Below are 18,889 nucleotides of genomic sequence, written 5' to 3' on the forward strand. Positions count from 1 at the left end.
GGACGCCTTACCCTCGTTGAACGCGGGTAAGGCGTCCTTCCCTGCATCGGTGTGGTCAGCGGTGGTGGGCTGCGATGTGGCTGGCCAGCACGTCGTCACCGAAGTCGTTCACCGGGTCCCGCCACACCGTGTGCACGTGGTTGGCCTCGCGCTGGGTGTTGTCGTACTCGGCCAGCAGGTGTGGGCCCTGCAGCCGGTAGTAGTGCGGCCGCCCCGGTTCTCTCGAACCCGCCCAGGCGAAGCGCACGTCCTTGATGGCGTCCCCGGCGAACTTCTTTGCCTCCTGCTCGGCCAGCTCGTCCGGGACCCTTCCGAGGAACGTCATGAGCACCGCTCGCAACTGATCTCGTTGCCCTGCCGTCATTTCAGCGGCCGACACACCTTTCGGCTTCGCGGTCAGGCTCAGCCGGTCGTGATGCTCCGGCGTGATGCCGATGTGGGCGTCGGCCTGGCGTTGGAACTCCTCCACCGCGTCGGCCAGCCTCGGGTCGTCGAACCGTCCCCGCCACACCTCGGGCAGCCCCATCGCCTTGTCGCCTTCGCCTACGCGGGGCCGATTCCCCGTCACGAGGTCGGTCGGCGCCACCGCGCTGATCACCGCCTTGGTTGCCGTCTCCTCGTCGAACGAGCCGATCAGGTCCCGGGCCAGGTCTTCGAGGGCACCCAGCGGCCGCAGCACGTGGCCGCCCAGCAGCGGCGAGGCCGCCGGGTCCGCCCCGAGGAAGCACGGCGTGCTGCCCTGAACTGTCCCGTCCAGTACAACGTGGTGCACCGACACGTGATGCCCGCCGAACCGCCACGACCACGGGCCTTCGGTCGACGGCTCCCCGAACACCCTCAGCCAGTACAGCTGCGGGTCCCGGCCGCGCTCCCGGCCCCAGTCCACCTGCCAGCCTTCCAGCTGGTCCAGGACGTTCTCCAGGCCCAGGATCGTCGACACCGTCACGAAGCCCGGCCTCGACAGGCCCGAGGCCACCAGCCTCATCGCCAGCTGTTGCTGCCGTTGACCCATCCGGGCCAGCGGCAGGCCCCCGTGGTCCGTCGGCGTGTAGTACCAGCGGTGTCTTTCCTCCTCCGCCGGCCACGGCCACCGGGCCGCCTCTCGCTGCCCGTCGTCGAGACTGCCCAGCCAGGCCCGCGCCGCTTCCACCATGCGCCCGGCCACATCACCGTCCGTCACCTTCCCGACGCTACGGCTCGCTCACCACGAGCACCAGTGAGCCGTCGTACACCGCTTGCTCGCGGTCGGCCGAGGCGCGATAGGCCCTCACGCTGCTGGGGGTGCGAGGCGGACGCGGTCGCGGCCGGCGGCTTTGGCGGCGTAGAGGGCGGTGTCGGCGGCGAGTTGGAGGTCGTCGAGGCTGGTGATGCCGGGGCTGGGGTAGAGGGCGCCGCCGATGGAGACGGTCTGGTCGGTGACCTGGCCGTCGCCGGGGATGTCGACGGTGAGGGAGCGGACGCGGTGGCGGAGGCGCTCGGCGATCTCGTGCAGCTCGGAGGGGGAGACCTCGGGCAGCAGGATGGCGAACTCCTCGCCGCCCCAACGGCAAGCGGCGTCGTAGCTGCGGACGGCGTCGTTGATGGTGTCGGCGACGGCGCGGAGGACCTGGTCGCCGGCGAGGTGTCCGTGGGTGTCGTTGAGCCGCTTGAAGTGGTCGAGGTCGAGCATGAGCACGCCGAGGCAGGCACGGGAGGCCTCGGCGCGGGTGAAGGCGCCCTCGGCGATCTGGTGCCACCAGTTGGGCGTGTAGAGCCCGGTCTTGCCGTCGGTCTGGGAGGCGCGGCGGAACTGGGGCAGCAACACGCTGCGGTGCAAGGCATAGAGGCCGACGACGACGCCGATGAGCAGCCGCGGGTCGTACTCGACGAGCCCGGCGGCGGCGAGGCCGATGCCCATGGCGCCGGCTTCGAGGACCTGCTCGCCGAACTCGCCGACGATCTGGCCGGCCCGCAGGTCGGGCGAGGAGACGAGGATCGCGCCGAGGATGAGGGAGTAGTTGATCAGCCACCGGACCAGGGCGGCGGCCAGGATGAAGGCGATGCCGATCCAGCCCTCCGGCAAGCCGGGATGCGGCCCGGGGGCGGCCAGCAGCAGGACGGCGGACGCCTGCGTGGCCAACAGGACCGTGGCGGCGCTGAACACCCACTTGTACAGCGGCCGACGGCCCCGCCACACGCGGAACCACACGTAGGTCTGGGTGAACACGACCAGGGCGGTGGCCAGCGGCGCGGGCAGGATCAGCACGGCGGTGAAGTGCCACACGGTGAGGCCGTCGACGAAGGGCCCGGCCCCGGACGCCAGCTTGCGGGCGCGCTCGATCGACCGTGACAGCTCGACGTGGGCCAGCACGCAGCCGAAAAGAACACCGAGCCGGATCCAGTCAGTCTCGGTGACGGGCAGGATGCCGGCGGTAGCGCCGGTGGCGATCACGGCCAGGGCGTCGACGATCAGCACGTACGCCAGCACGTGCCGAGGCGTGGTCCACACCTCGAAGCCGCGGACCCATCCCACGCACAGCAGCGTAACCGAACTGGCGCATCCGGAGTCTGCGCTGGTAGGAGACCATATGAACCGCACCCGGTTGGCCCAGCGTCCCCTAGGACACCCGCCTGGAGAACGAGGAGGTGAGCTGCGATGCGTGAGAACACCTGGCGCGAGAACACCTGGAAGTGACCCGTTCGGCGGAGTCTCAGCTCGCCGCGCGTCGCCAGGCAACACCAGCGGCGACGGCGGCGACCACGCCGGCCGCCCCCGCGAGTCCGACCACGGCGGCCGGCGTGAGGACCTGGGCCAGCAGACCGGCCAGCACGATGCCGACGCCCTGCGCCGCCTGCATCGCCGCGCTGGCCAGGCCGATCGCCTGCCCCCTCGACTCGTCCGGCACCCGCTGCACGAAAGCGCCCTGCACCACCATGTCGTGCGCGCTGGCCAGGCCGGACACCGCCCACAGCGCCACGGACACCGCCAGCACGGGGGCCCAGCCGCTCGGAACCAGGATCGCGCACGTCGCGACGGTCAGCGGCGCCATCAGCCGTAACCGCAGGTCGGGGCGGACGCTCTTGAGCCAGATCATGCCGACGATCGAACCGGCCGGAACCGCCGCCAGCAGCCAGCCCACCGCGCCCGTGCCCTGGCCCAGCTGGGCCGCGTAGGGCACGGCCAGCGACTCCGGCACCACATAGAAGCCGTTCACGCAGGCGATCGCCACGAGTGCCCTGAGCTGCGGATTTCCGGTGACGATACGGAGTCCGGCACCCAGGTTCACCCGCTGTCCGGCCCGCGGCGGCCGATGCCGGCCGACGCCCAGCCGAACCAGGACGGCCGACGCCGCGAAGGTCGCCGCGTCGATCATCAACGTGGTCGAGGTGCCCAGGTACGTCACCAGCGTCGCGCCGATCGCGATGCCGCCGACCAGGCCGAGCTGGTCGGTCGTGCGCATTACGGCCAGGCCGACCATGTACCGGTCGCCCGGCAGCACCGCGGGCAACACCGCGTTGCGCGCGGCCGAGAACGGCGCGAACGGCAGTTGCACCAGGCACAGCAGCACCACCAGCACCGCGATCGGCTGGCCCGGGATCACCATGACCGCCACCAGTGCCGCACGGGTCAGGTCCGCCGCCACCATCACCGTCCGACGGTCGAACCGGTCGGCCAACCCCGCCAACAGTGTCCCGCCGGCCAGGTTGGGCAGGATCGTCATCGCGTACGTCAACGCGGTCCACGCCGGCGAGTGGGTGCGCTCGAACACCAGCACCGACAGCGCCACCCGGGCCAGCTGATCGCCGATCCTCGACTGCGCGTGGGCCAGCCACAGCACGCGGAACTGGCCCACCGCCGCCACGTCCCGCCACCGCGCCGCCGCCACACCGCCCGCCACCCCGACACCATCGCACGAAGTGACGACCCGGTCACTCAAAAGCCACCCGCCCACTCACCACCCGCGCCCGCTTTTTTGCCACATGCGCTTCCCATATGGCGCCTGATGCCACATGGGAAGCGCATGTGACGTTAGGTAGGGTTGGATGCGGAGTCGGTTCCGCTTAGATCCCCTGGAGGCCGCCGTGGCGGAGCGTCGCAAGCTGCGGGCGGACGCCCAGCGCAACGAGGACCGCCTGCTGGTCGCCGCGGCCGCGGCCTTCACCCGGGACGGCGCGAACGCCTCCGTGAAGGACATCGCCAAAGAGGCGGGGGTGGGCGTCGGCACCCTCTACCGGCGGTTCCCGTCCAAGGAGCTGCTGATCGAGGCCACGTACCGCAACGAGGTGCAGCGCCTGTGCGACGCCGCGCCCGAGCTGGCGACCGGACTGCCGCCCGCGGAGGCGTTGCGGGCGTGGATGGAACGCTTCATCGACTTCATGACCACCAAGGACGGCATGGCGGACGTGCTCCGCGTCGTCCTGACGGACGAGGGCGAGAAGCTGGAGACCCGGGCGATGCTGGCGACCGCCATCGAAGGCCTGCTCACCGCGGACATGCGGCCCGACGCCAACGCCCACGACGTGCTGATGGCCCTCGGCGGCATCAGCCTGATCGCCGCCAGCGAGGGCCGGCGCGACCTGGCCGGCCGGCTGATCGACCTGCTGCTGCACGGCATCCTCGTGTAACCCCGCTCCGTACCCGTCTTCGGGACGGGTGGAGGATGGTGGGCAGCGTGGGCGAGCGGCAACGAGCCGAGCCGAGGGGGCTGCACCTGGTGGGCGAGGAGGTCTACGCCGACTGGGAAGCGGTCTACCGGGACAACATCGGCCGGATTCACCGGCTGATGTACGCCAAGGTCGGCAACCGGCCGGATGCGGAGGATCTGACGACCGAGGTGTTCCTGACAGCGCTGCGGCCGCTGCGGATCTCGGCCAGCGTCGGCGAGGTCCGGTCCTACCTGCTGGCCACGGCCCGCACGGTGCTGGCGGACTACTGGCGGCGCACCCTCGGTCGCGAGATCACCACTCTCGACGAGGAGCTGGGCATGTCGACGCCGGAGCCGGCGCCGACGGACCCGACCGCGCCGGCCCGGGCGGCGGCGATACTGGCCGAGCTGCCCGAGCGCTATCGGCGGATCCTCGAGCTGCGGTTTCTCGGCGCCTGCTCGATCAAGGAGGCCGCCGCCGAGATGGGGGTCTCCATCGGCAACGCGAAGGTGCTGCAACACCGGGCCCTGCGTCAGGCCGCGACGGTGGCGGAAGGGATGCTGTCGTGAAGACTCCAGTGTGGCGCTACGTCGAGGACCTGCTGGCCGGGCGCCGGCCGCGCCGGTTCCGGCCCGACGAGGACGATGCCGCGGAGGTGCGGGCGGCGATCCTGTTGCGGGCGGCGGAGGATCCCGGGGAGCCGTCGGCGGAGTTCGTGGCGAGCCTGCATGACCGGCTGGCCGCCGAGATGGACGGGGAGAAGCCGGCCAACCGCCGGCGTTTCGTCAAGGTCACCACGGCGGCAGCGGCCGCCGTGGCCGTGGGCGCCGGCGTCGACCACGTGATCACCGATGCCGTCACGGCCGCGGCGCCGAAGGACCAGAACCTGGTGCCGGACGACGGGGAATGGCGGCCTGTGGTGGCCTCCGCGGACCTGCCCGACGGCAGCGTGCGGCCGTTCGATCTCGGTGCGGTGGCGGGATTCCTGCGGCGCGACGGCGCCGAGGTGTCGGCGGTGTCGGCCGTCTGCACCCATCTCGGCTGCCGGCTGCGGCTGGACGCCCCGGAGCGCAAGCTGAACTGCCCGTGCCATCGCACGTCGTTCAATGTGGACGGATCCTTGGCCGCGCATGAGCTTCCGGTGGCCCCGCCGCCGCTGCCGCACGTGCTGGCCCGGGAGTCCAACGGCCACGTCGAAGTTTTCGTGCCGCCGTCGGCGTAACCCCGCCCCGTATCCCATGGCATGAGGAAATACCGTGGGACAAGGGAAATCGCGGTGATCGGCTTGGCGCTCGTGGCGCTGGCCGCCTGCAGCCCGGCCCAGTCGTCGACCGCCACGAGCCCGACGTCCGGCATGGACATGCCGTCCAGCTCACAGTCCACACCGGACAAGCCGGTGGCGACGAACACCGTGTCCATCAAGAACTTCACCTTCGATCCGGCCAGCATCACGGTCAAGGTCGGCACCACGGTCACCTGGACCAACGCCGACCAGGACCCGCACACCGTCACCAGCGACGGCAAGTCCGGCCCGCTCAACTCCAAGCCGCTCAACCAGGGCGACACCTATCAGTACACCTTCACCCAGGCCGGCACGTTCTCCTATCTCTGCACCATCCACCCGTTCATGACCGCGACCGTGACGGTGACGCCGTGAGTGAATCCACAGAGGACGAACACGGCATGACCCGCCGGCAGCTGATGCGCCACACCGCCTGGTTCGGCGCGGCCGTGGTGCTCACGGTCGCCGGCGGCGAGGTGATCAGCCACATCTCCGCCGGCCCGGCCGACGCGGCCGCCCCCGACCCGTTCGCCGATCCGCACGCGCTGCGGTTCGTGCAGGTCAGCGACAGCCACATCGGCTTCAAGGGCACGGCCAACACCGCCGTCGAACAGTCCTTCACCCACGCCGTGAACCAGGTCAACGCGCTGCCGTTCCGGCCGGACTTCGTGATGCACACCGGGGATCTCACCCACCTGTCGACGCCGGGCCAGTTCGACCAGGTCAAGCAGATGATGAGCCGTCTCAACACATCCCAGACGCTGACCGTGCCCGGCGAGCACGACTCCGTGGACGACGCGGGCCAGAAGTACCGGGCGGCCTTCGGCGCGGGCACCGCGGGCGACGGCTGGTACAGCTTCGACCTGAAGGGCGTGCACTTCCTGGCCCTGGTCAACACCTTGAGCCTGGAGAAGCTGGGCCACCTCGGCGCCGACCAGCTGGAGTTCATCCGCAAGGACGTCGCCAAGCTGTCCTCGGACACACGGATCGTGGTGTTCAGCCACATCCCCCTGTTCGCCATGTATCCGGCCTGGGGCTGGGGCACCGACGACGCCGTGCAGGCGCTGTCCTACCTCCGCCGGTTCTCCTCGGTGACGTGTCTCAACGGGCATGTGCACCAGCTGTTCACCAAGACCGAGGGCAACATCACCTTCCACAGCGCGACCACAACCGCGTATCCACTGCCCAAACCCGGCGTCGGCCCCGCGCCGACCCCGGTCACGCTGCCGGCCGGCAAGCTCGCCGACGCGCTCGGCATCCGCGAAGTCGCCTATCGGCCGGGGAATCCGGGATTGGCCCTGAAGGACGTGAAGCTGTCATGACCAGGTACGTCTGCGCGGTGCTGCTCGCCGCCGCCGGTTTTGTCCACGCCGACCTGTACCTGCACGGCTATCGGGCGATTCCCCTTGTCGGGCCGGCGTTTCTGCTCCAGGCCAGCGGCTCGTTCGCGATCGCCGTGCTGCTGCTGGTGAGCAACGTGCTGATCCTGCGGCTGGCCGCCGCCGGCCTCGCGGCCGGCGCGCTGGCGGGCTTCGTTTTGTCCCGCACGGTCGGCATCGGCACCTTCGTCGAGCGCGGTTTCGATCCCGCGCCGCAGGCATTGATCAGCGTGCTCCTGGAGGTCGCCGTCGTGGTTCTGCTTGCGGCTCCCTGGCTTGTCGGCCGGCTCCGGCCGGCGCGTGCCTAGACCGCCGTGGGAGATGTCCACTTTTGACCACACGTGGGCGTGAACCGACCTCGTTCGGACGCCCCGTGGGGGAGAGGGTGAAGCGGTGCCCGGCGGACATCCCGTCCGCCGCGAACCGATGAGGACACCCCATGAGCAACAAGGATCTGGTGCTGCAGGCCGTTGGTGAGCTGTTCGGCGACGCCGACCCCGGCGCGGTGGACCGTTGGGTGGCGCCCGACTACCGTCAGCACAGCGCGCTGGCCGCCGACGGCCCCGAGGGTCTGCGGGCCCTGATTTCCCAGCTGCCCAACGGTTTCCGCTACGAGCTGGCCCGCGTGCTGGTCGACGGCGACCTGGTCGCGCTGCACGGCGTCTACCACGGCTTCGGCCCGGTGCCGCTGGTCGCGTTCGACCTGTTCCGGGTGGCGGACGGCAAGCTCGCCGAGCACTGGGACGCGCTGACCCCGCTGGTGGAGAACACCGCCAGCGGTCGCACGCAGACCGACGGCCCGTCGACGCCGTTCGCCTCCGGGCTGACCGAGCACAACCGGTCCCTGGTCGCCGTTTTCGCGCAGAAGGTGTTGCAGGACGCGGACTACTCCGTGCTGACGGACTTCATCTCCACCGAGTCCTACCACCAGCACAACCCCGAGGCGGCCGACGGCCTCGACGGCTTCGGCGCCGCCGCCGCGGAGTGGGCCGAGCAGGGCAAGCACCTGGCGTACAAGACGATCCACCGCGTCATCGCCGACGGCGACCTGGTCCTCGTGCAGTCCGAGGGCGAGTTCGGCGTGCCGGTCGCGTACTGGGACCTGTTCCGGGTGCAGGACGACAAGATCGTCGAGCACTGGGACGTGATCGCGCCGATCCCGGCCCAGCTGCCGCACGGCAACGGCCTGTTCTGACCATCAGGCGGCGAGGTCCAGCCTCCGCGTCGGGCGGAGGCGAACCGCCCTGTCGGGCAGGCCGGCAGCGGGTGGCCCCGAGCCAGCCTCTGTTTCGCGTACGTCCGGCATGAGTACAACCAACAGGGACAGGCTAAGGAACGGCCGAGCTCCTAGCATTGCGAGCAAAGAGCCGAAGGCCGAAAAGCACTGCCCGGCCATAGGTGATTCCCTCGCGCACGCAGTTCGGCGTGCGCAGTTCGAAAAGGTGATGACATGGCGGCACCACTTGCGGGTCGGCGGCGCTGGTGACCGGGGCTTCGCGGGGTATCGGGGCGGCGGTCGTGCGGCGGCTGGCAAATGACGGCGCCGCGGTGGCCTTCACTTACGGAGCCTCGGCCGAGGCTGCGGAGAAGCTGGTGGCGGAGGTCGTCGAAACCGGGGGAATCGCGGTGGCGATTCAGGCCGACAGCGGCGACCCCGTGCAAGTGGCCGGGGCGATCGACCAGACCGTGACCCAGTTGGGAGGCCTGGACATTCTTGTCAACAACGCCGGCATCCTCCCCGCGGCCCCGATCGAGTCGCTGACCATGGAGCAGTTCGACCGAGTGGTCGCGGTCAATGTGCGGGGTGTCTTCGCCGCAATCCAGGCGGCTGTGCCGCATCTGGGCGCCACCGGTCGAATCGTCAACATCGGCAGCATCAACGCGGACCGGGTGCCGTTGTCCGGGATGTCGATCTACGCGATGTCGAAGGCGGCGGTGGCCGGATTGACCCGCGCGCTGGCCCGCGAACTCGGGCCCCGCGGCATCACGGTCAACAACCTTCAGGTGGGACCCACCGCAACCGACATGACCCCCGAGGACAGCGAGATCGCCGACTCGTTGCGCGAGCTGATGGCGCTCGGGCGTTTCGGCCGGCCCCACGAGATCGCCGGTGCGGTCAGCTACCTGGTCGGACCGGAGGCGGCGTTCGTCACCGGCGCCAACTGGAATGTCGACGGCGGCTTCACCGTCTGATGGCGCAGCCCGTGCCCGCGGTGGTGGGAGGAGACCGCCTTCCGGGCAAGGCCCTCCTCGGGCTCTTCCTCACCGGGTTCGTGGGCATCCTCACCGAGTGCCTGCCGGCCGGCCTGCTGCCGGACATGGCGCGTTCGCTGCACACGAGCGTCGCGCTCACGGGCCAGACCGTAACCCTGTACGCGGCGGCCACCTCGATCGCGGCGATCCCCCTCTCGCGCGCGTTCTCAAAGTGGCCTCGCAAGAACGTGCTGCTGCTGGCCCTGGCCATCGTGGCCGTCACGAACGCGCTGACCGCCCTGTCCGACAACTACCCGCTGACCCTGGTGATCCGGTTCGTCGCCGGCCTGGGCACGGGTCTGATCTGGCCCCAAATCGGCGGATATGCCGCTCGGCTCGCTCCTGGCGGGCAGCAGGGCCGCGCCATCACCATCGCCCTGGCCGGCACGCCCATTGGGCTGGCCCTGGGCATTCCGCTGGGAACCTGGCTCAGCACCCTGGGCGGGTGGCCGGTCGCCTTCTACTCGTCCGCCGGCCTGACCGTGTCGACCATGCTGTGGGCGCTGGCGACGTTGCCGAACCTGCCCGGCCGGCCGATGGACCAGCGCCGCAAGGCTTCCGACACGCTGACCGTCCCCGGGCTGCGGGTCATCCTGTTCGCGAGCGCCACATACATGGTGGCGCACAACATCCTCTACACCTACGTCAGCGACTTCCTGCGCCACGCGGGTATGGAGGGCCAGACGGGGACGGTGCTGTTCGTCCTCGGCGTCACGTCAGTGCTAAGCATCCTCGTGGTCGGCGCGCACATCGACCGTCACCTCCGCAAGCTCGTGGTGGGCAGCACTGTGGTGTTCGCGATCAGCGTGCTCGTCCTGGCCGTGCTCTCCGGCGTGCCCGTTCTGGTCTACATCGCCGCGGGGGCCTGGGGTTTCGCCTTCGGCAACTCCTCCACGCTGTTCATCGGCGCCGCGATCAACGCCTCCCGTGACGCCGCCGACGTCGCCCAGTCGATCATCATCACCGTCATCTCGGCCTCCATCGCGGCCGGCGGCCTCCTCGGCGGCCTGCTCATCGCCAACCTGGGCGCCGCATCACTCACGTGGGCCGCCCTGGCGCTGCTGGTCGCCGCCACCGCGGCCGTCGCCGGCGGCAGGAAGCACGCCTTCCCGAGCAGCGCCTGATCTGGCGGTACCCAGCCGGTCCAGGATCCCCGCTGCTGTTCGTTCAGCCGGCCTCGGGGCGGGGTCACGGGCAGAACCCTGGCCGATCACTTGAATGCTCACATCGGCGTTGCTACGTTTCGTGAACATTCAAGTAACTCGTGGGTGATGTCATGCCACTGTCCGCAGTCCGGCCGCCGGCCGGGGCCTGGGAGGAGCACGCCATCCGCTCGCTCGCGGACGGCGTGGGCGCCAACGCCTGGGCCCGCCGCGCCCAACTGGTGCTGGCGGCCTGGCGCGGCGAGTCGGTCACCTCGATCGCCAGCGACGCCGGCCTGACCCCGCACACCGTCAAGCGCTGGCTGGCCGCGTTCGACGAGCAGGGCGTGCAAGGCCTGATGGCCCAACCGGGTTCGGGCCGCCGTTCCACCATCACCGAGCGGGACCGCGACCGGATCGTCGCCGTCGCCGGCAAGCGCCACTGGACGCTGGAGGCGCTCGCGGAGGCGGTGCGCGCCGACGGCATTCGTCTCAGCGCGGGCCAGCTCCGCAAGATCCTCATCGCCGCCGGCGTCAGCTGGCGCTGATCGGAGCCTTGTTTCGGTGTCATCGGGGACACCCATGCGCGGCGCAGTGTCTACATCGGACACCGTCGGTGCGGCCCTGGAGCGCCGTGCCTGCGCTCGGTGCACCGGGGCGTGACCGGCGCGGCGAATCCCCTGCGCGGATCGAGGGACGCCCCTATGCTCCGATGTGAACGATCCACAACTGAGCAGGGGGAAAGACAAGTGTTGCTCACACGTGCGCTGACATCCGTGGGACTCGCCGCGCTGGCCGCCGTCGGCTTCGCGTTGCCGGCCGCTGCCGCGCCCACGGCCAACCAGGGCGTGTTCACCGCCGACGGTGTGAAGATTCGCACCTGCGCCGCGACGACCTGCACGGGCAAGGGCTCGGGCTACAAGGGCCAGTCCGTGACCGTGTACTGCTACAAGTACGGCACCGCGCCCGGCCCGGGCTTCAACGAGGTGTGGTTCTCCGTGCGCGACAACGCCACCGGTGTCAGCGGCTTCGCCCACTCCGGCGGCCCCGACCAGCGGTACTTCACCGGCACGGCCGGCGTTCCCCAGTGCTGAGGGCCGCCACCAGGTCCTGAAGGATCCCGGTCAGCACCTCGACCTGGATCTCCGCGGTGAAGACCATCCCCGCGTGCTCGGGATGCTCGCGGAGGTGGTCTTCCCGCCAGAACTGGGCCGTCAGCACAAGTCCGTCGCCGTTGCGGAAGGCGAACGAGATCACGTTGTCGGTGGTCGGGCCCCAGCCGTCGAGGAACCAGAACTCCGACAGCAGCTCGTTGTCCTCCGCCAGCAGGCGCCGGTGGGCGGCGGCCGCGGACAGGCCGGGGAAGGGCACGGCCGCGGGCGGCAACCGATCCAGGGTGAGGCCGACGTGGTGCCGGAACTGCGGCACGTAGACGGTGTTGTCGTCGCAGGTCAGCCACTGGCCGGCGGCCCACAGATCCACCCGGCGCATGTCGGTTCCGTCGCAGTCGCCGACTTCTGCCGCGAAGGTGCGCTTGTCACCGAGGAGGAGAGCCACCGGGGCACAGTGCCAGCCCCGGTGGCCGATCCACAAGCGACTTAGTGCCAGGGCTCGTCGTCCACGCGGACGGCGAGGCCGCTGTCGGCGGCTTCCTCGATGGCCAGGGCGATGCGGTGGTCCTGGATGCCGTCGGCCAGGGGGTAGGGCGCCGGCCCCTCGTCACGGACCCAGCGGCCCATGTCCCGCAACAGGGTGGCGATGGCGATCTCCTCATCGTTCCACCGCTTTCCCTGGTACGGGTTGCGGTAGAGGACCTCGTCGCCGAAGGTGATGTGGTCGGTGTCGTAGCCGTCCAGGTCGAGGTCGTAGCCGGTCTGCCGGCGCACGATCTCGCTGCGCACGATGGTCTTCGGCGCGGTCAGACGCACAACCTCGTTGTCCCGCAACTCACCCAGGGTGCCGCGCACGAGGATTCGCCGCATCAGCAGCTGGTTGTGCCACTGGTTGTCGGTGAAGTCGTACAGCCCCAGGCCGCCACCCTCGAACTCGACGGTGGCGATGGTCGTCGAGGCGTCCTTGACCTCGGCCGGATCGGCCCAACCGTCGCGGGTCAACGGATCCGTCAGCCGGGCGATGGTCCGCACCGCCCGCACGTCGGCCCGTCCAAGGCCGATGCCCAGTAAGGTCCGCATCAACGACACGGCGTGGTACTGGTGCGTCGACGACACGTCAACGCGAGTCGGTTCGCCCAGCACTCCCTTGCGCACCAAGGCCACCCGCGCGGCATGTGACGGCATCCGGGTGTACTGCTCAGCCACCTGCACCAGACCCGTGGACCCGACGCGAGCCCACAGCGCCCGCAGCCCCGCCACGTCCGGCGCCGGCGGTGTCTCCGCCAGCACCGGCACGCTCGCTGCGGCCAGCTCCGCCACCAGCGACGGCGTCACCGCCCACGGCGTCGCCGTCACCACGAAATCGGGCCCCGCCGCCAGACATTCGTCCACGGTCCGGAACACCGGCACCGGCAGGTCGCTCCTGCTGCGGGACACCACCCCGACGCAGTCCAGGTCGTCCAGCTCCGCCGCCAGCCGCCAGAAGAACTCCGCCCGCCAGCCCGTTCCCACGATCGCGAATCCACTCACAAGACCCCATCCAACCAGCGCAAACGATAAGATCAAGGCTCACGGGGGAGGGTCTTCACATGGATCGCCGCATTCGTTGCGTCGAGGACGTGCTGAGCGTGCTGGACGGCCTGTTCACCATCGACGCCGCCTGGTGGGACCGGTTCTACGCCGACCGCTCGCGGCCGGTGCCGTTCTTCGCCGCCGAGCCGGACGAGAGCCTGGTGTCGTACCTGGAACGCGGTCTCGTCACCCCCGGCCGGGCCCTGGACGTCGGCTGCGGCGCGGGGCGGAACGCCCTCTACCTCGCGGCCGAGGGCTTCACGGTGGAAGGCGTCGACCTGTCGTCCGAGGCGATCGCCTGGGCCGAGGATCGGGCCCGGGAAGCCGGCGCCACGGTCGATTTCCGTTGCCAGAACGCCTTCTCCGTGACCGGGACGTACGACCTGATCTACGACTCCGGATGCTTCCACCACCTGCCGCCGCACCGCCGGATCAGCTACCTCCAGCTCCTGGACCGCGCCCTGGCGCCGGGCGGACACCTCGCCCTCACGTGTTTCACCACCGAGGAGGGCTCCAGCCGTCCCGACGCGGACTTCTACCGGAACCCGGTGCTGGGCGGGGGAGTCGGCTACGAGCCCGACGACCTGCGCTGGATCTTCGCCGACCTGGCCGAGGTGGAGATCCGGCGCATGCGGGCGGACACCCCGCACTTCGGCGTGGACTTCCTGTGGACGGCGCTGTTCCGGAAAAGGCCGGAGGCGTGAGCAGCCCCCGGCCTTCAGGACGTCACAGCACGATTTCGGCGAGCCGCTCGATGTCGTCGAGGTCGTCGGTGGTGGGGTTGAGGATCAGGTCGGTGGCCCCGATGGCCTCGAAGCTCTTCACGGTCTCCCGCAGCTTCTCGGCGGTGTCGGACATGTTGGCCGACACCAGGTCGGCGAACTCGCCGGACACGACGTAGTAGTCGTGCACGTTGGCGCGGCCCTTGTCGGGGTTGCCCAGCGCGAAGTAGGCGATGGCGACGAGGCGCTGCTCCTCGGTGCGGCCGGCGGCCTGCCACGCGGCGCGGGCCTGGTCGAAGTGGCCGGCCACCCAGTCGGCGGGCACGGAGCCGGCGACGTAGCCGACGCCCCACTTCGCCATGCGGTTGAACGAGGCCTCGGCCATGCCGCCGAACAGCATCGGCACCTCACGGGTGCCGGCCGGCACGCCGGGGTTGGCGCCGCCGCCGACCGGCTGCCCGGTCCAGAACTTGCGGTACTCCTCGAGGTCGGCGTCGATCCGCTTGCCGAGGCCCTTGGGGCCGCGGCCCTCGACGACGAAGTCGTCCTCGCGGCCGCCGATGCCGAAGCCGATGGTGAGCCGGCCGCCGGAGACGCCGTCGATGCCGGCCAGCTCCTTGGCCAGCAGCTGCGCCGGCCACACCGGGGCCAGCATGACGTTGCTGATCAGGCCGATGGTGCTGGTCGCGCCGGCCGCGGCGGCCAGCGTGACGCTGTCCATGACGCCGGGGTAGGCGATGCGGCCGACGGTGCCGAGGGTGGAGAAGCCGGCCGTCTCGGCCCGCCGGGCCCAGGCCGGGATCACCGTGGGGTCGACGTCGCGCACCTGGTTGGGAAGTCCGATGCCGATCTTCATCAAAGTACTCCTGTAAGAAAATATTGAGTCTTCAACCTATAGCCTATCCAATCATCCCTGACACGCAAGGGCCCTCGTCCCCCGAACCTCGGCGGACGGAAGACGGCGGGAGACTGCCCGATCGGTCTACGGCACGGCCGCGGGCGAGCCGCTGACGCCGGCGATGGAGCAGTAGTCGCGCACGTTGGCGCGGCCCTTGCCGACGTCTCCGAGGGCGAAGTAGGCGATGGCGACCAGGCGGATCTCCTCGGTGCGACCGGCTTCCTTCCATGCGGCGCGGGACTGCCCGTGCGCGCGCTGCGTCAGAACACGATTTCGGCCAGACGGTCGATGTCGGACACATCGTCGGTGGCCGGCACGAGCATGTACTCGGTGACGCCCAGTGCCCGGAAAGCGGCGATCGCCGCCCGCACGGAGTCCGCGTCATGGCTGAGGTGCGCCGCGGCCATGTCGGCGTACTCGCCCATGCCGGCGTAGTAGTCGAGCACGTTGGCCCGGCCCCGGTCGGGGTCGCCGAGGGCGAAGTAGCCGCCGGCGACCAGGCGCTGCTCCTCGACGCGGCCGGCGTCCCGCCACGCGGCCCGGGCCTGGTCGAAGAAGACGGCGGCGTCGGCGGCGGGCAGGCCGGGGACGATGTATCCCGCGCCCCACTTGGCCATCCGCTTGAACGAAGCCGCCGCCGTGCCGCCGATCAGCATCGGCACCTCGCGCGTCCCGGCCGGCACGCCGGGATTGTCGCCGCCGCCCACGGGCTGTCCCGTCCACACCTCCCGGTAGCTCTCCAGGTCGGCGTCCAGACGCTTGCCGAGGCCCTTCATGCCGAGCCCCTCGACGACGAAGTCATCCTCGCGACCGCCGAGGCCGATGCCGAGCGTGAGCCGCCCGCCGGAGACGCCGTCGATGCCGGCGATCTCCTTGGCCAGCAACCGGCCTGGCCACACGGTCGTCAGCATCACCTGGCTGAGCAGGCCGATCGTGCTGGTCGCGCCGGCCGCCGCGGCCAGCGCCACGGTGTCCATCACGCCCGGGTAGGCGATCCGGCCGATGGTGCCCAGCGCCGAGAAACCGGCCGCCTCGGCCCGCTTCGCCCACTCCGGGATCACCGTGGGATCGACGTCGCGGACCTGGTTCGGCATGCCGATGCCGATCTTCATGGCCACTCGCCAGTTAGTCAGTAATCATGACAGTAACGAATACTGACTACTCGGGCAACCGGGCCAGCGACGCCGTCAGCCGGGCCACCAGCGTGGCCATGGCCGCCCGCAGCTCGGGGCCTTCCTCGATGCGGAACGGCAGCGGCACGCCTGCCAGCCACTCCTGCGCGTACATCTCGGGATTGTTGGTGCTGCCCACCAGCACGCAGCCGTCGCCGAGCGGCTCCAGCCGCCCCATCGGCCCCCGGATCCACGGCGCGACCCGCGCCACCGGCGCGTCGAACACCACGCGCGTCGAGTACTGCCAGCCCGCGCCGAGGTTCTCCTCCAGGGATTTCACCGGATCGAGGTCCTCGGGCGGCTCGAACTCCAGCGCCGTCGGCTCGACGGCGCGGATCCGGTCGATGCGGTACGTCCGCACGGCCTCGGCCCGATGCGAGTGGCAGAGCAGGTACCAGCGCCCGTGGCGCGCGACCACCGCCCACGGGTCCACCTCGGTGTGCCACTCGTTCCCGGCCTCGCTCCGGTACGTGACCGCCACGCGCCGGCTGGCCGCGACCGCCGCGACGAGCGCGCTGGTGGTGGCCGGATCGGGCCGGGCGGCGCCGCGGTCCGGCGCGGCGGAGGCGTGCTCACGCAGCGCGGCGGCCTGCCGTCCGATGCCCTCCGGCAGGGCCCGGATGACCTTGCCCAGCGCCCCGCCGAGCAGGTCGTCGCCGGGCGGCTGGCCGTCCAACACGGCCATGACCAGCACCAACGCTTCCGCCTCGGTGAAGACGATCGGCGGCAGCTTCATCCCGCGCCCGAGCCGGTAGCCGCCGTGCGGGCCGCGGACCGACTCGACCGGGATGCCGGCCTCACGCAGGATGCCGACGTAGCGCCGGGCGGCGCGCTCGGTCACGCCCAGGCGCTCGGCCAGCTCGTCCGCCGTGGTGCCGGGCCGGGTCTGGAGGATCTCCAGGGTCCGCAGCGCCCGCGCGGTGGGGCTGATGTCGGTGCTCACGTCAGCAGGCTAGGTGAACCGGAAGCCGAACGTCCGGAATTGCTCCTAGGGTGCCCCGCATGGACATTCTGTTCGCCTCCGGCCTGTGGCTGGACGGGTCGACCGCGTGGGACGACGTCGTGGCCGCCCTCGACCACCGGGCCGTGCCGATCACCCTGCCCGGCCAGGGCGACGGCAACGCCGCCGCCACCCTCGACGACCAGCTCGCGGCCGTGCTGTCCGCCGTGGACTCGGCGAAGGAAAACCCCGTGGTGGTCGGGCATTCCGCCGCCTGCACGCTGGCCTGGCTGGCCGCCGACCGGCGGCCGGACCGGGTGGCCAAGGTCGTGCTCGTCGGCGGCTTCCCGACCTCGGACGGCCAGCCCTACGCCAACTTCTTCGACATCCGCGACGGCGCGATGGCCTTCCCCGGCTGGGATCCGTTCGAGGGACCGGACATCGCCGACCTCGACGCCGCCACCCGGCAGCGCATGGCCGCCGCCGCGATCCCCGTGCCCGAGGGCGTGGCCACCGGCACCGTCCGCTACACCAACGAACGCCGCTTCGCCGTGCCCGTCACGCTCGTGTGCCCGGAGTTCAGCCCCGAGCAGGCCAAGAAGTGGATCGACGGCGGCGAGGTCGCCGAGCTGGCCAAGGCCGAGCGCGTGGCGTACGTGGACATCGACTCCGGGCACTGGCCGATGGTCACCCAGCCCGCGGAGCTGGCCCGGCTGCTCGACGCTATCGCTGCGAGTTGATCTCCGCCTGAAGCCGCAGCCAGGTCGGATCGGTCGGCTCGGCCTCGGTCACGGTGGCCAGGTCGTCCCAGCTGCGGGTGCCGTCGGTCTTGGTGGCGACCGACCACACGTCGGCGTCGGCGGGAATCTCGTTGGTGGCGGTCAGGAATCCTTCGACACCAACGGGATCCGCCGGCGTGGCGCCGGCGACCAGCACGAGCTCGCCGGCGCTGGCCACGACGAGGTTGCCGGTCGCCATGGCGGCCAGGGCGGTGATCGGGGCGCCCACCAGTTCGTCGTGCTCGACGGCGCTCCCGTCGGCGATGTCAACCTCGACCAGGGACCCGCTCGGCGTGCCGATCCACAGGGCGGCGCCGAACGCGATGTTGTGCCGCGACCAGGTGTGCATCTCCGCCCGCCAGTCGTCCGGGATCGGGTAGCCGGGGAAGGGGGTGCCGAGCGTCGTGGACAGCACGCGCCGCAGCGATGGGAACTCGAACACCGCCACTGTGTTCTCGTAAGCGTTGCCACGGATGGCGATGTGCCGGCCGTCGGCGCTGAAGATCGGCGCGCGGTACCCGTCGGCGTCCAGGATCAGCGCACGGTCCAGCAGCCGCAGCGCTCCCCGGTCGACGCGGGCGAACACCGCCAGCGTCGCGCCCTGCTCGCTCTGCAACGCCACCGCCAGCCCGCCGGCCGGGTGCACTGCCAGCCCGGTGTCCCAGCGCGGGCCGGATTCGACCCTGCCGTTGGTGATCGCGTCGGCGTGGTCCCAGTCGCCTTCGCTCGGTGACGCGAAGACCGTCTCGCCGTCGGGGCTGAACGCCAGGTAGTCGTAGTGGTCGGCGAGATCCGACGGTGTCACTCCGTCCGGCGTCCAGCGCACGGTTCTGTTCAGCAGCAACGGTTCCGTCGGGTGCCAGGCCACAGGGCCGCTGGCCGCGACGACCTGGGGCGCACCCTGGCCGTCCCAGATGTGGATCACGTCCGGGCCGATGCCGGCGATCAGGGGCAGTCGCGGGTGGCCGATCAGCCGCTCGATCGGGCCGGCCGGCACACGGGTGATGATCAC

Annotated in this window: 22 protein-coding genes; 13 read left to right on the forward strand and 9 right to left on the reverse strand. The window is 70.7% G+C overall.

The window, feature by feature from the left end; translation table 11 throughout:
- Window positions 1–55: 55 nt before the first annotated feature.
- The 3 genes from AB0M73_RS38050 to AB0M73_RS38060 all read right to left on the reverse strand — a co-directional run bounded on the left by AB0M73_RS38050 (window position 56) and on the right by AB0M73_RS38060 (window position 3,878).
- Window positions 56–1,180 (reverse strand): DUF3500 domain-containing protein, encoded by a 1,125-nt coding sequence (locus AB0M73_RS38050; RefSeq protein WP_363901765.1) that lies wholly within the window; start codon window positions 1,178–1,180, stop codon window positions 56–58.
- An 87-nt stretch (window positions 1,181–1,267) separates the two neighbouring features.
- Window positions 1,268–2,512, reverse strand: coding sequence for a GGDEF domain-containing protein (locus AB0M73_RS38055; RefSeq protein ID WP_363901768.1), 1,245 nt, complete (start codon window positions 2,510–2,512; stop codon window positions 1,268–1,270).
- 178 nt (window positions 2,513–2,690) lie between these two features.
- Window positions 2,691–3,878 carry an MFS transporter gene (locus AB0M73_RS38060; RefSeq protein ID WP_363901771.1) on the reverse strand — a complete coding sequence of 396 codons (1,188 nt, stop codon included), beginning with the start codon at window positions 3,876–3,878 and terminating at the stop codon, window positions 2,691–2,693.
- Window positions 3,879–4,023: 145 nt separating this feature from the next.
- Here AB0M73_RS38060 and AB0M73_RS38065 point away from each other — a divergent pair, with 145 nt between their 5' ends.
- The 11 genes from AB0M73_RS38065 to AB0M73_RS38115 all read left to right on the forward strand — a co-directional run bounded on the left by AB0M73_RS38065 (window position 4,024) and on the right by AB0M73_RS38115 (window position 11,776).
- A complete protein-coding gene (locus AB0M73_RS38065; protein WP_363901774.1) occupies window positions 4,024–4,605 on the forward strand; it encodes a helix-turn-helix domain-containing protein in 582 nt (193 codons plus the stop codon).
- 47 nt (window positions 4,606–4,652) lie between these two features.
- A complete protein-coding gene (locus AB0M73_RS38070; protein ID WP_043728975.1) occupies window positions 4,653–5,195 on the forward strand; it encodes an RNA polymerase sigma factor in 543 nt (180 codons plus the stop codon).
- Window positions 5,192–5,848, forward strand: coding sequence for a Rieske (2Fe-2S) protein (locus AB0M73_RS38075; protein WP_363901778.1), 657 nt, complete (start codon window positions 5,192–5,194; stop codon window positions 5,846–5,848). The genes AB0M73_RS38070 and AB0M73_RS38075 overlap by 4 nt, the downstream gene beginning before the upstream one ends.
- 54 nt (window positions 5,849–5,902) lie before the next feature.
- Window positions 5,903–6,283: a cupredoxin family copper-binding protein gene (locus tag AB0M73_RS38080; RefSeq protein WP_363901781.1), complete on the forward strand. Its 381-nt coding sequence runs from the start codon at window positions 5,903–5,905 to the stop codon at window positions 6,281–6,283.
- A complete protein-coding gene (locus AB0M73_RS38085) occupies window positions 6,280–7,230 on the forward strand; it encodes a metallophosphoesterase (RefSeq protein WP_363901784.1) in 951 nt (316 codons plus the stop codon). Before AB0M73_RS38080 ends, AB0M73_RS38085 begins: the two co-directional genes overlap by 4 nt.
- Window positions 7,227–7,595, forward strand: coding sequence for a hypothetical protein (locus AB0M73_RS38090; protein WP_363901787.1), 369 nt, complete (start codon window positions 7,227–7,229; stop codon window positions 7,593–7,595). Before AB0M73_RS38085 ends, AB0M73_RS38090 begins: the two co-directional genes overlap by 4 nt.
- A gap of 131 nt (window positions 7,596–7,726) precedes the next feature.
- On the forward strand, window positions 7,727–8,482 hold the full coding sequence (locus AB0M73_RS38095) for a nuclear transport factor 2 family protein (protein ID WP_363901790.1): 756 nt from the start codon (window positions 7,727–7,729) through the stop codon (window positions 8,480–8,482).
- A gap of 287 nt (window positions 8,483–8,769) precedes the next feature.
- A complete protein-coding gene (locus AB0M73_RS38100; protein ID WP_363901793.1) occupies window positions 8,770–9,480 on the forward strand; it encodes an SDR family oxidoreductase in 711 nt (236 codons plus the stop codon).
- Window positions 9,480–10,664 (forward strand): MFS transporter, encoded by a 1,185-nt coding sequence (locus AB0M73_RS38105; RefSeq protein WP_363901796.1) that lies wholly within the window; start codon window positions 9,480–9,482, stop codon window positions 10,662–10,664. The genes AB0M73_RS38100 and AB0M73_RS38105 overlap by 1 nt, the downstream gene beginning before the upstream one ends.
- A gap of 152 nt (window positions 10,665–10,816) precedes the next feature.
- A complete protein-coding gene (locus tag AB0M73_RS38110) occupies window positions 10,817–11,230 on the forward strand; it encodes a helix-turn-helix domain-containing protein (RefSeq protein ID WP_363901799.1) in 414 nt (137 codons plus the stop codon).
- Between the two features lie 201 nt (window positions 11,231–11,431).
- Window positions 11,432–11,776 (forward strand): hypothetical protein, encoded by a 345-nt coding sequence (locus tag AB0M73_RS38115; protein WP_363901802.1) that lies wholly within the window; start codon window positions 11,432–11,434, stop codon window positions 11,774–11,776.
- Here the strand turns inward: AB0M73_RS38115 and AB0M73_RS38120 are convergent.
- Together AB0M73_RS38120 and AB0M73_RS38125 are read right to left on the reverse strand one after the other, a co-directional pair.
- The gene (locus tag AB0M73_RS38120; protein ID WP_363901805.1) at window positions 11,745–12,239 is read right to left on the reverse strand and encodes a hypothetical protein; all 495 of its coding nucleotides are present in this window, start codon (window positions 12,237–12,239) and stop codon (window positions 11,745–11,747) included. The genes AB0M73_RS38115 and AB0M73_RS38120 overlap by 32 nt on opposite strands.
- 41 nt (window positions 12,240–12,280) lie before the next feature.
- Window positions 12,281–13,306, reverse strand: coding sequence for a hypothetical protein (locus tag AB0M73_RS38125; RefSeq protein ID WP_363901808.1), 1,026 nt, complete (start codon window positions 13,304–13,306; stop codon window positions 12,281–12,283).
- A 77-nt stretch (window positions 13,307–13,383) separates the two neighbouring features.
- On the opposite strand from AB0M73_RS38125, the gene AB0M73_RS38130 reads away from it, so the two are divergent.
- Window positions 13,384–14,070, forward strand: a complete 687-nt coding sequence (locus tag AB0M73_RS38130) for a class I SAM-dependent methyltransferase (protein ID WP_363901811.1) — start codon at window positions 13,384–13,386, stop codon at window positions 14,068–14,070.
- 22 nt (window positions 14,071–14,092) lie between these two features.
- Here the strand turns inward: AB0M73_RS38130 and AB0M73_RS38135 are convergent, their stop codons facing one another.
- From AB0M73_RS38135 to AB0M73_RS38145, 3 genes are all read right to left on the reverse strand, one after another.
- Window positions 14,093–14,944, reverse strand: a complete 852-nt coding sequence (locus tag AB0M73_RS38135; protein WP_363901814.1) for an LLM class flavin-dependent oxidoreductase — start codon at window positions 14,942–14,944, stop codon at window positions 14,093–14,095.
- Window positions 14,945–15,246: 302 nt separating this feature from the next.
- Window positions 15,247–16,098 carry an LLM class flavin-dependent oxidoreductase gene (locus tag AB0M73_RS38140; RefSeq protein ID WP_363901817.1) on the reverse strand — a complete coding sequence of 284 codons (852 nt, stop codon included), beginning with the start codon at window positions 16,096–16,098 and terminating at the stop codon, window positions 15,247–15,249.
- Between the two features lie 46 nt (window positions 16,099–16,144).
- Window positions 16,145–17,101 carry a WYL domain-containing protein gene (locus tag AB0M73_RS38145; RefSeq protein ID WP_363901820.1) on the reverse strand — a complete coding sequence of 319 codons (957 nt, stop codon included), beginning with the start codon at window positions 17,099–17,101 and terminating at the stop codon, window positions 16,145–16,147.
- A 59-nt stretch (window positions 17,102–17,160) separates the two neighbouring features.
- Here AB0M73_RS38145 and AB0M73_RS38150 point away from each other — a divergent pair, with 59 nt between their 5' ends.
- On the forward strand, window positions 17,161–17,838 hold the full coding sequence (locus AB0M73_RS38150) for an alpha/beta hydrolase (RefSeq protein ID WP_363901823.1): 678 nt from the start codon (window positions 17,161–17,163) through the stop codon (window positions 17,836–17,838).
- Here the strand turns inward: AB0M73_RS38150 and AB0M73_RS38155 are convergent.
- Entirely contained in the window at window positions 17,822–18,889 is a 1,068-nt protein-coding gene (locus AB0M73_RS38155; RefSeq protein WP_363901826.1) for a hypothetical protein, read from the reverse strand. The genes AB0M73_RS38150 and AB0M73_RS38155 overlap by 17 nt on opposite strands.

It is taken from the genome of Kutzneria sp. NPDC051319, assembly GCF_040682195.1.
Taxonomy (GTDB): Bacteria; Actinomycetota; Actinomycetes; order Mycobacteriales; family Pseudonocardiaceae; genus Kutzneria.

What these genes read in the sequence shown, in the direction of transcription:
- AB0M73_RS38065 (WP_363901774.1), top strand. Translation starts at nt 4,024, where the DNA reads ATGCGGAGTCGGTTCCGCTTAGATCCCCTGGAGGCCGCCGTGGCGGAG.
- AB0M73_RS38090 (WP_363901787.1), top strand. Translation starts at nt 7,227, where the DNA reads ATGACCAGGTACGTCTGCGCGGTGCTGCTCGCCGCCGCCGGTTTTGTC.
- AB0M73_RS38095 (WP_363901790.1), top strand. Translation starts at nt 7,727, where the DNA reads ATGAGCAACAAGGATCTGGTGCTGCAGGCCGTTGGTGAGCTGTTCGGC.
- AB0M73_RS38105 (WP_363901796.1), top strand. Translation starts at nt 9,480, where the DNA reads ATGGCGCAGCCCGTGCCCGCGGTGGTGGGAGGAGACCGCCTTCCGGGC.
- AB0M73_RS38110 (WP_363901799.1), top strand. Translation starts at nt 10,817, where the DNA reads ATGCCACTGTCCGCAGTCCGGCCGCCGGCCGGGGCCTGGGAGGAGCAC.
- AB0M73_RS38130 (WP_363901811.1), top strand. Translation starts at nt 13,384, where the DNA reads ATGGATCGCCGCATTCGTTGCGTCGAGGACGTGCTGAGCGTGCTGGAC.
- AB0M73_RS38135 (WP_363901814.1), bottom strand. Translation starts at nt 14,944, where the DNA reads ATGAAGATCGGCATCGGACTTCCCAACCAGGTGCGCGACGTCGACCCC.
- AB0M73_RS38140 (WP_363901817.1), bottom strand. Translation starts at nt 16,098, where the DNA reads ATGAAGATCGGCATCGGCATGCCGAACCAGGTCCGCGACGTCGATCCC.
- AB0M73_RS38150 (WP_363901823.1), top strand. Translation starts at nt 17,161, where the DNA reads ATGGACATTCTGTTCGCCTCCGGCCTGTGGCTGGACGGGTCGACCGCG.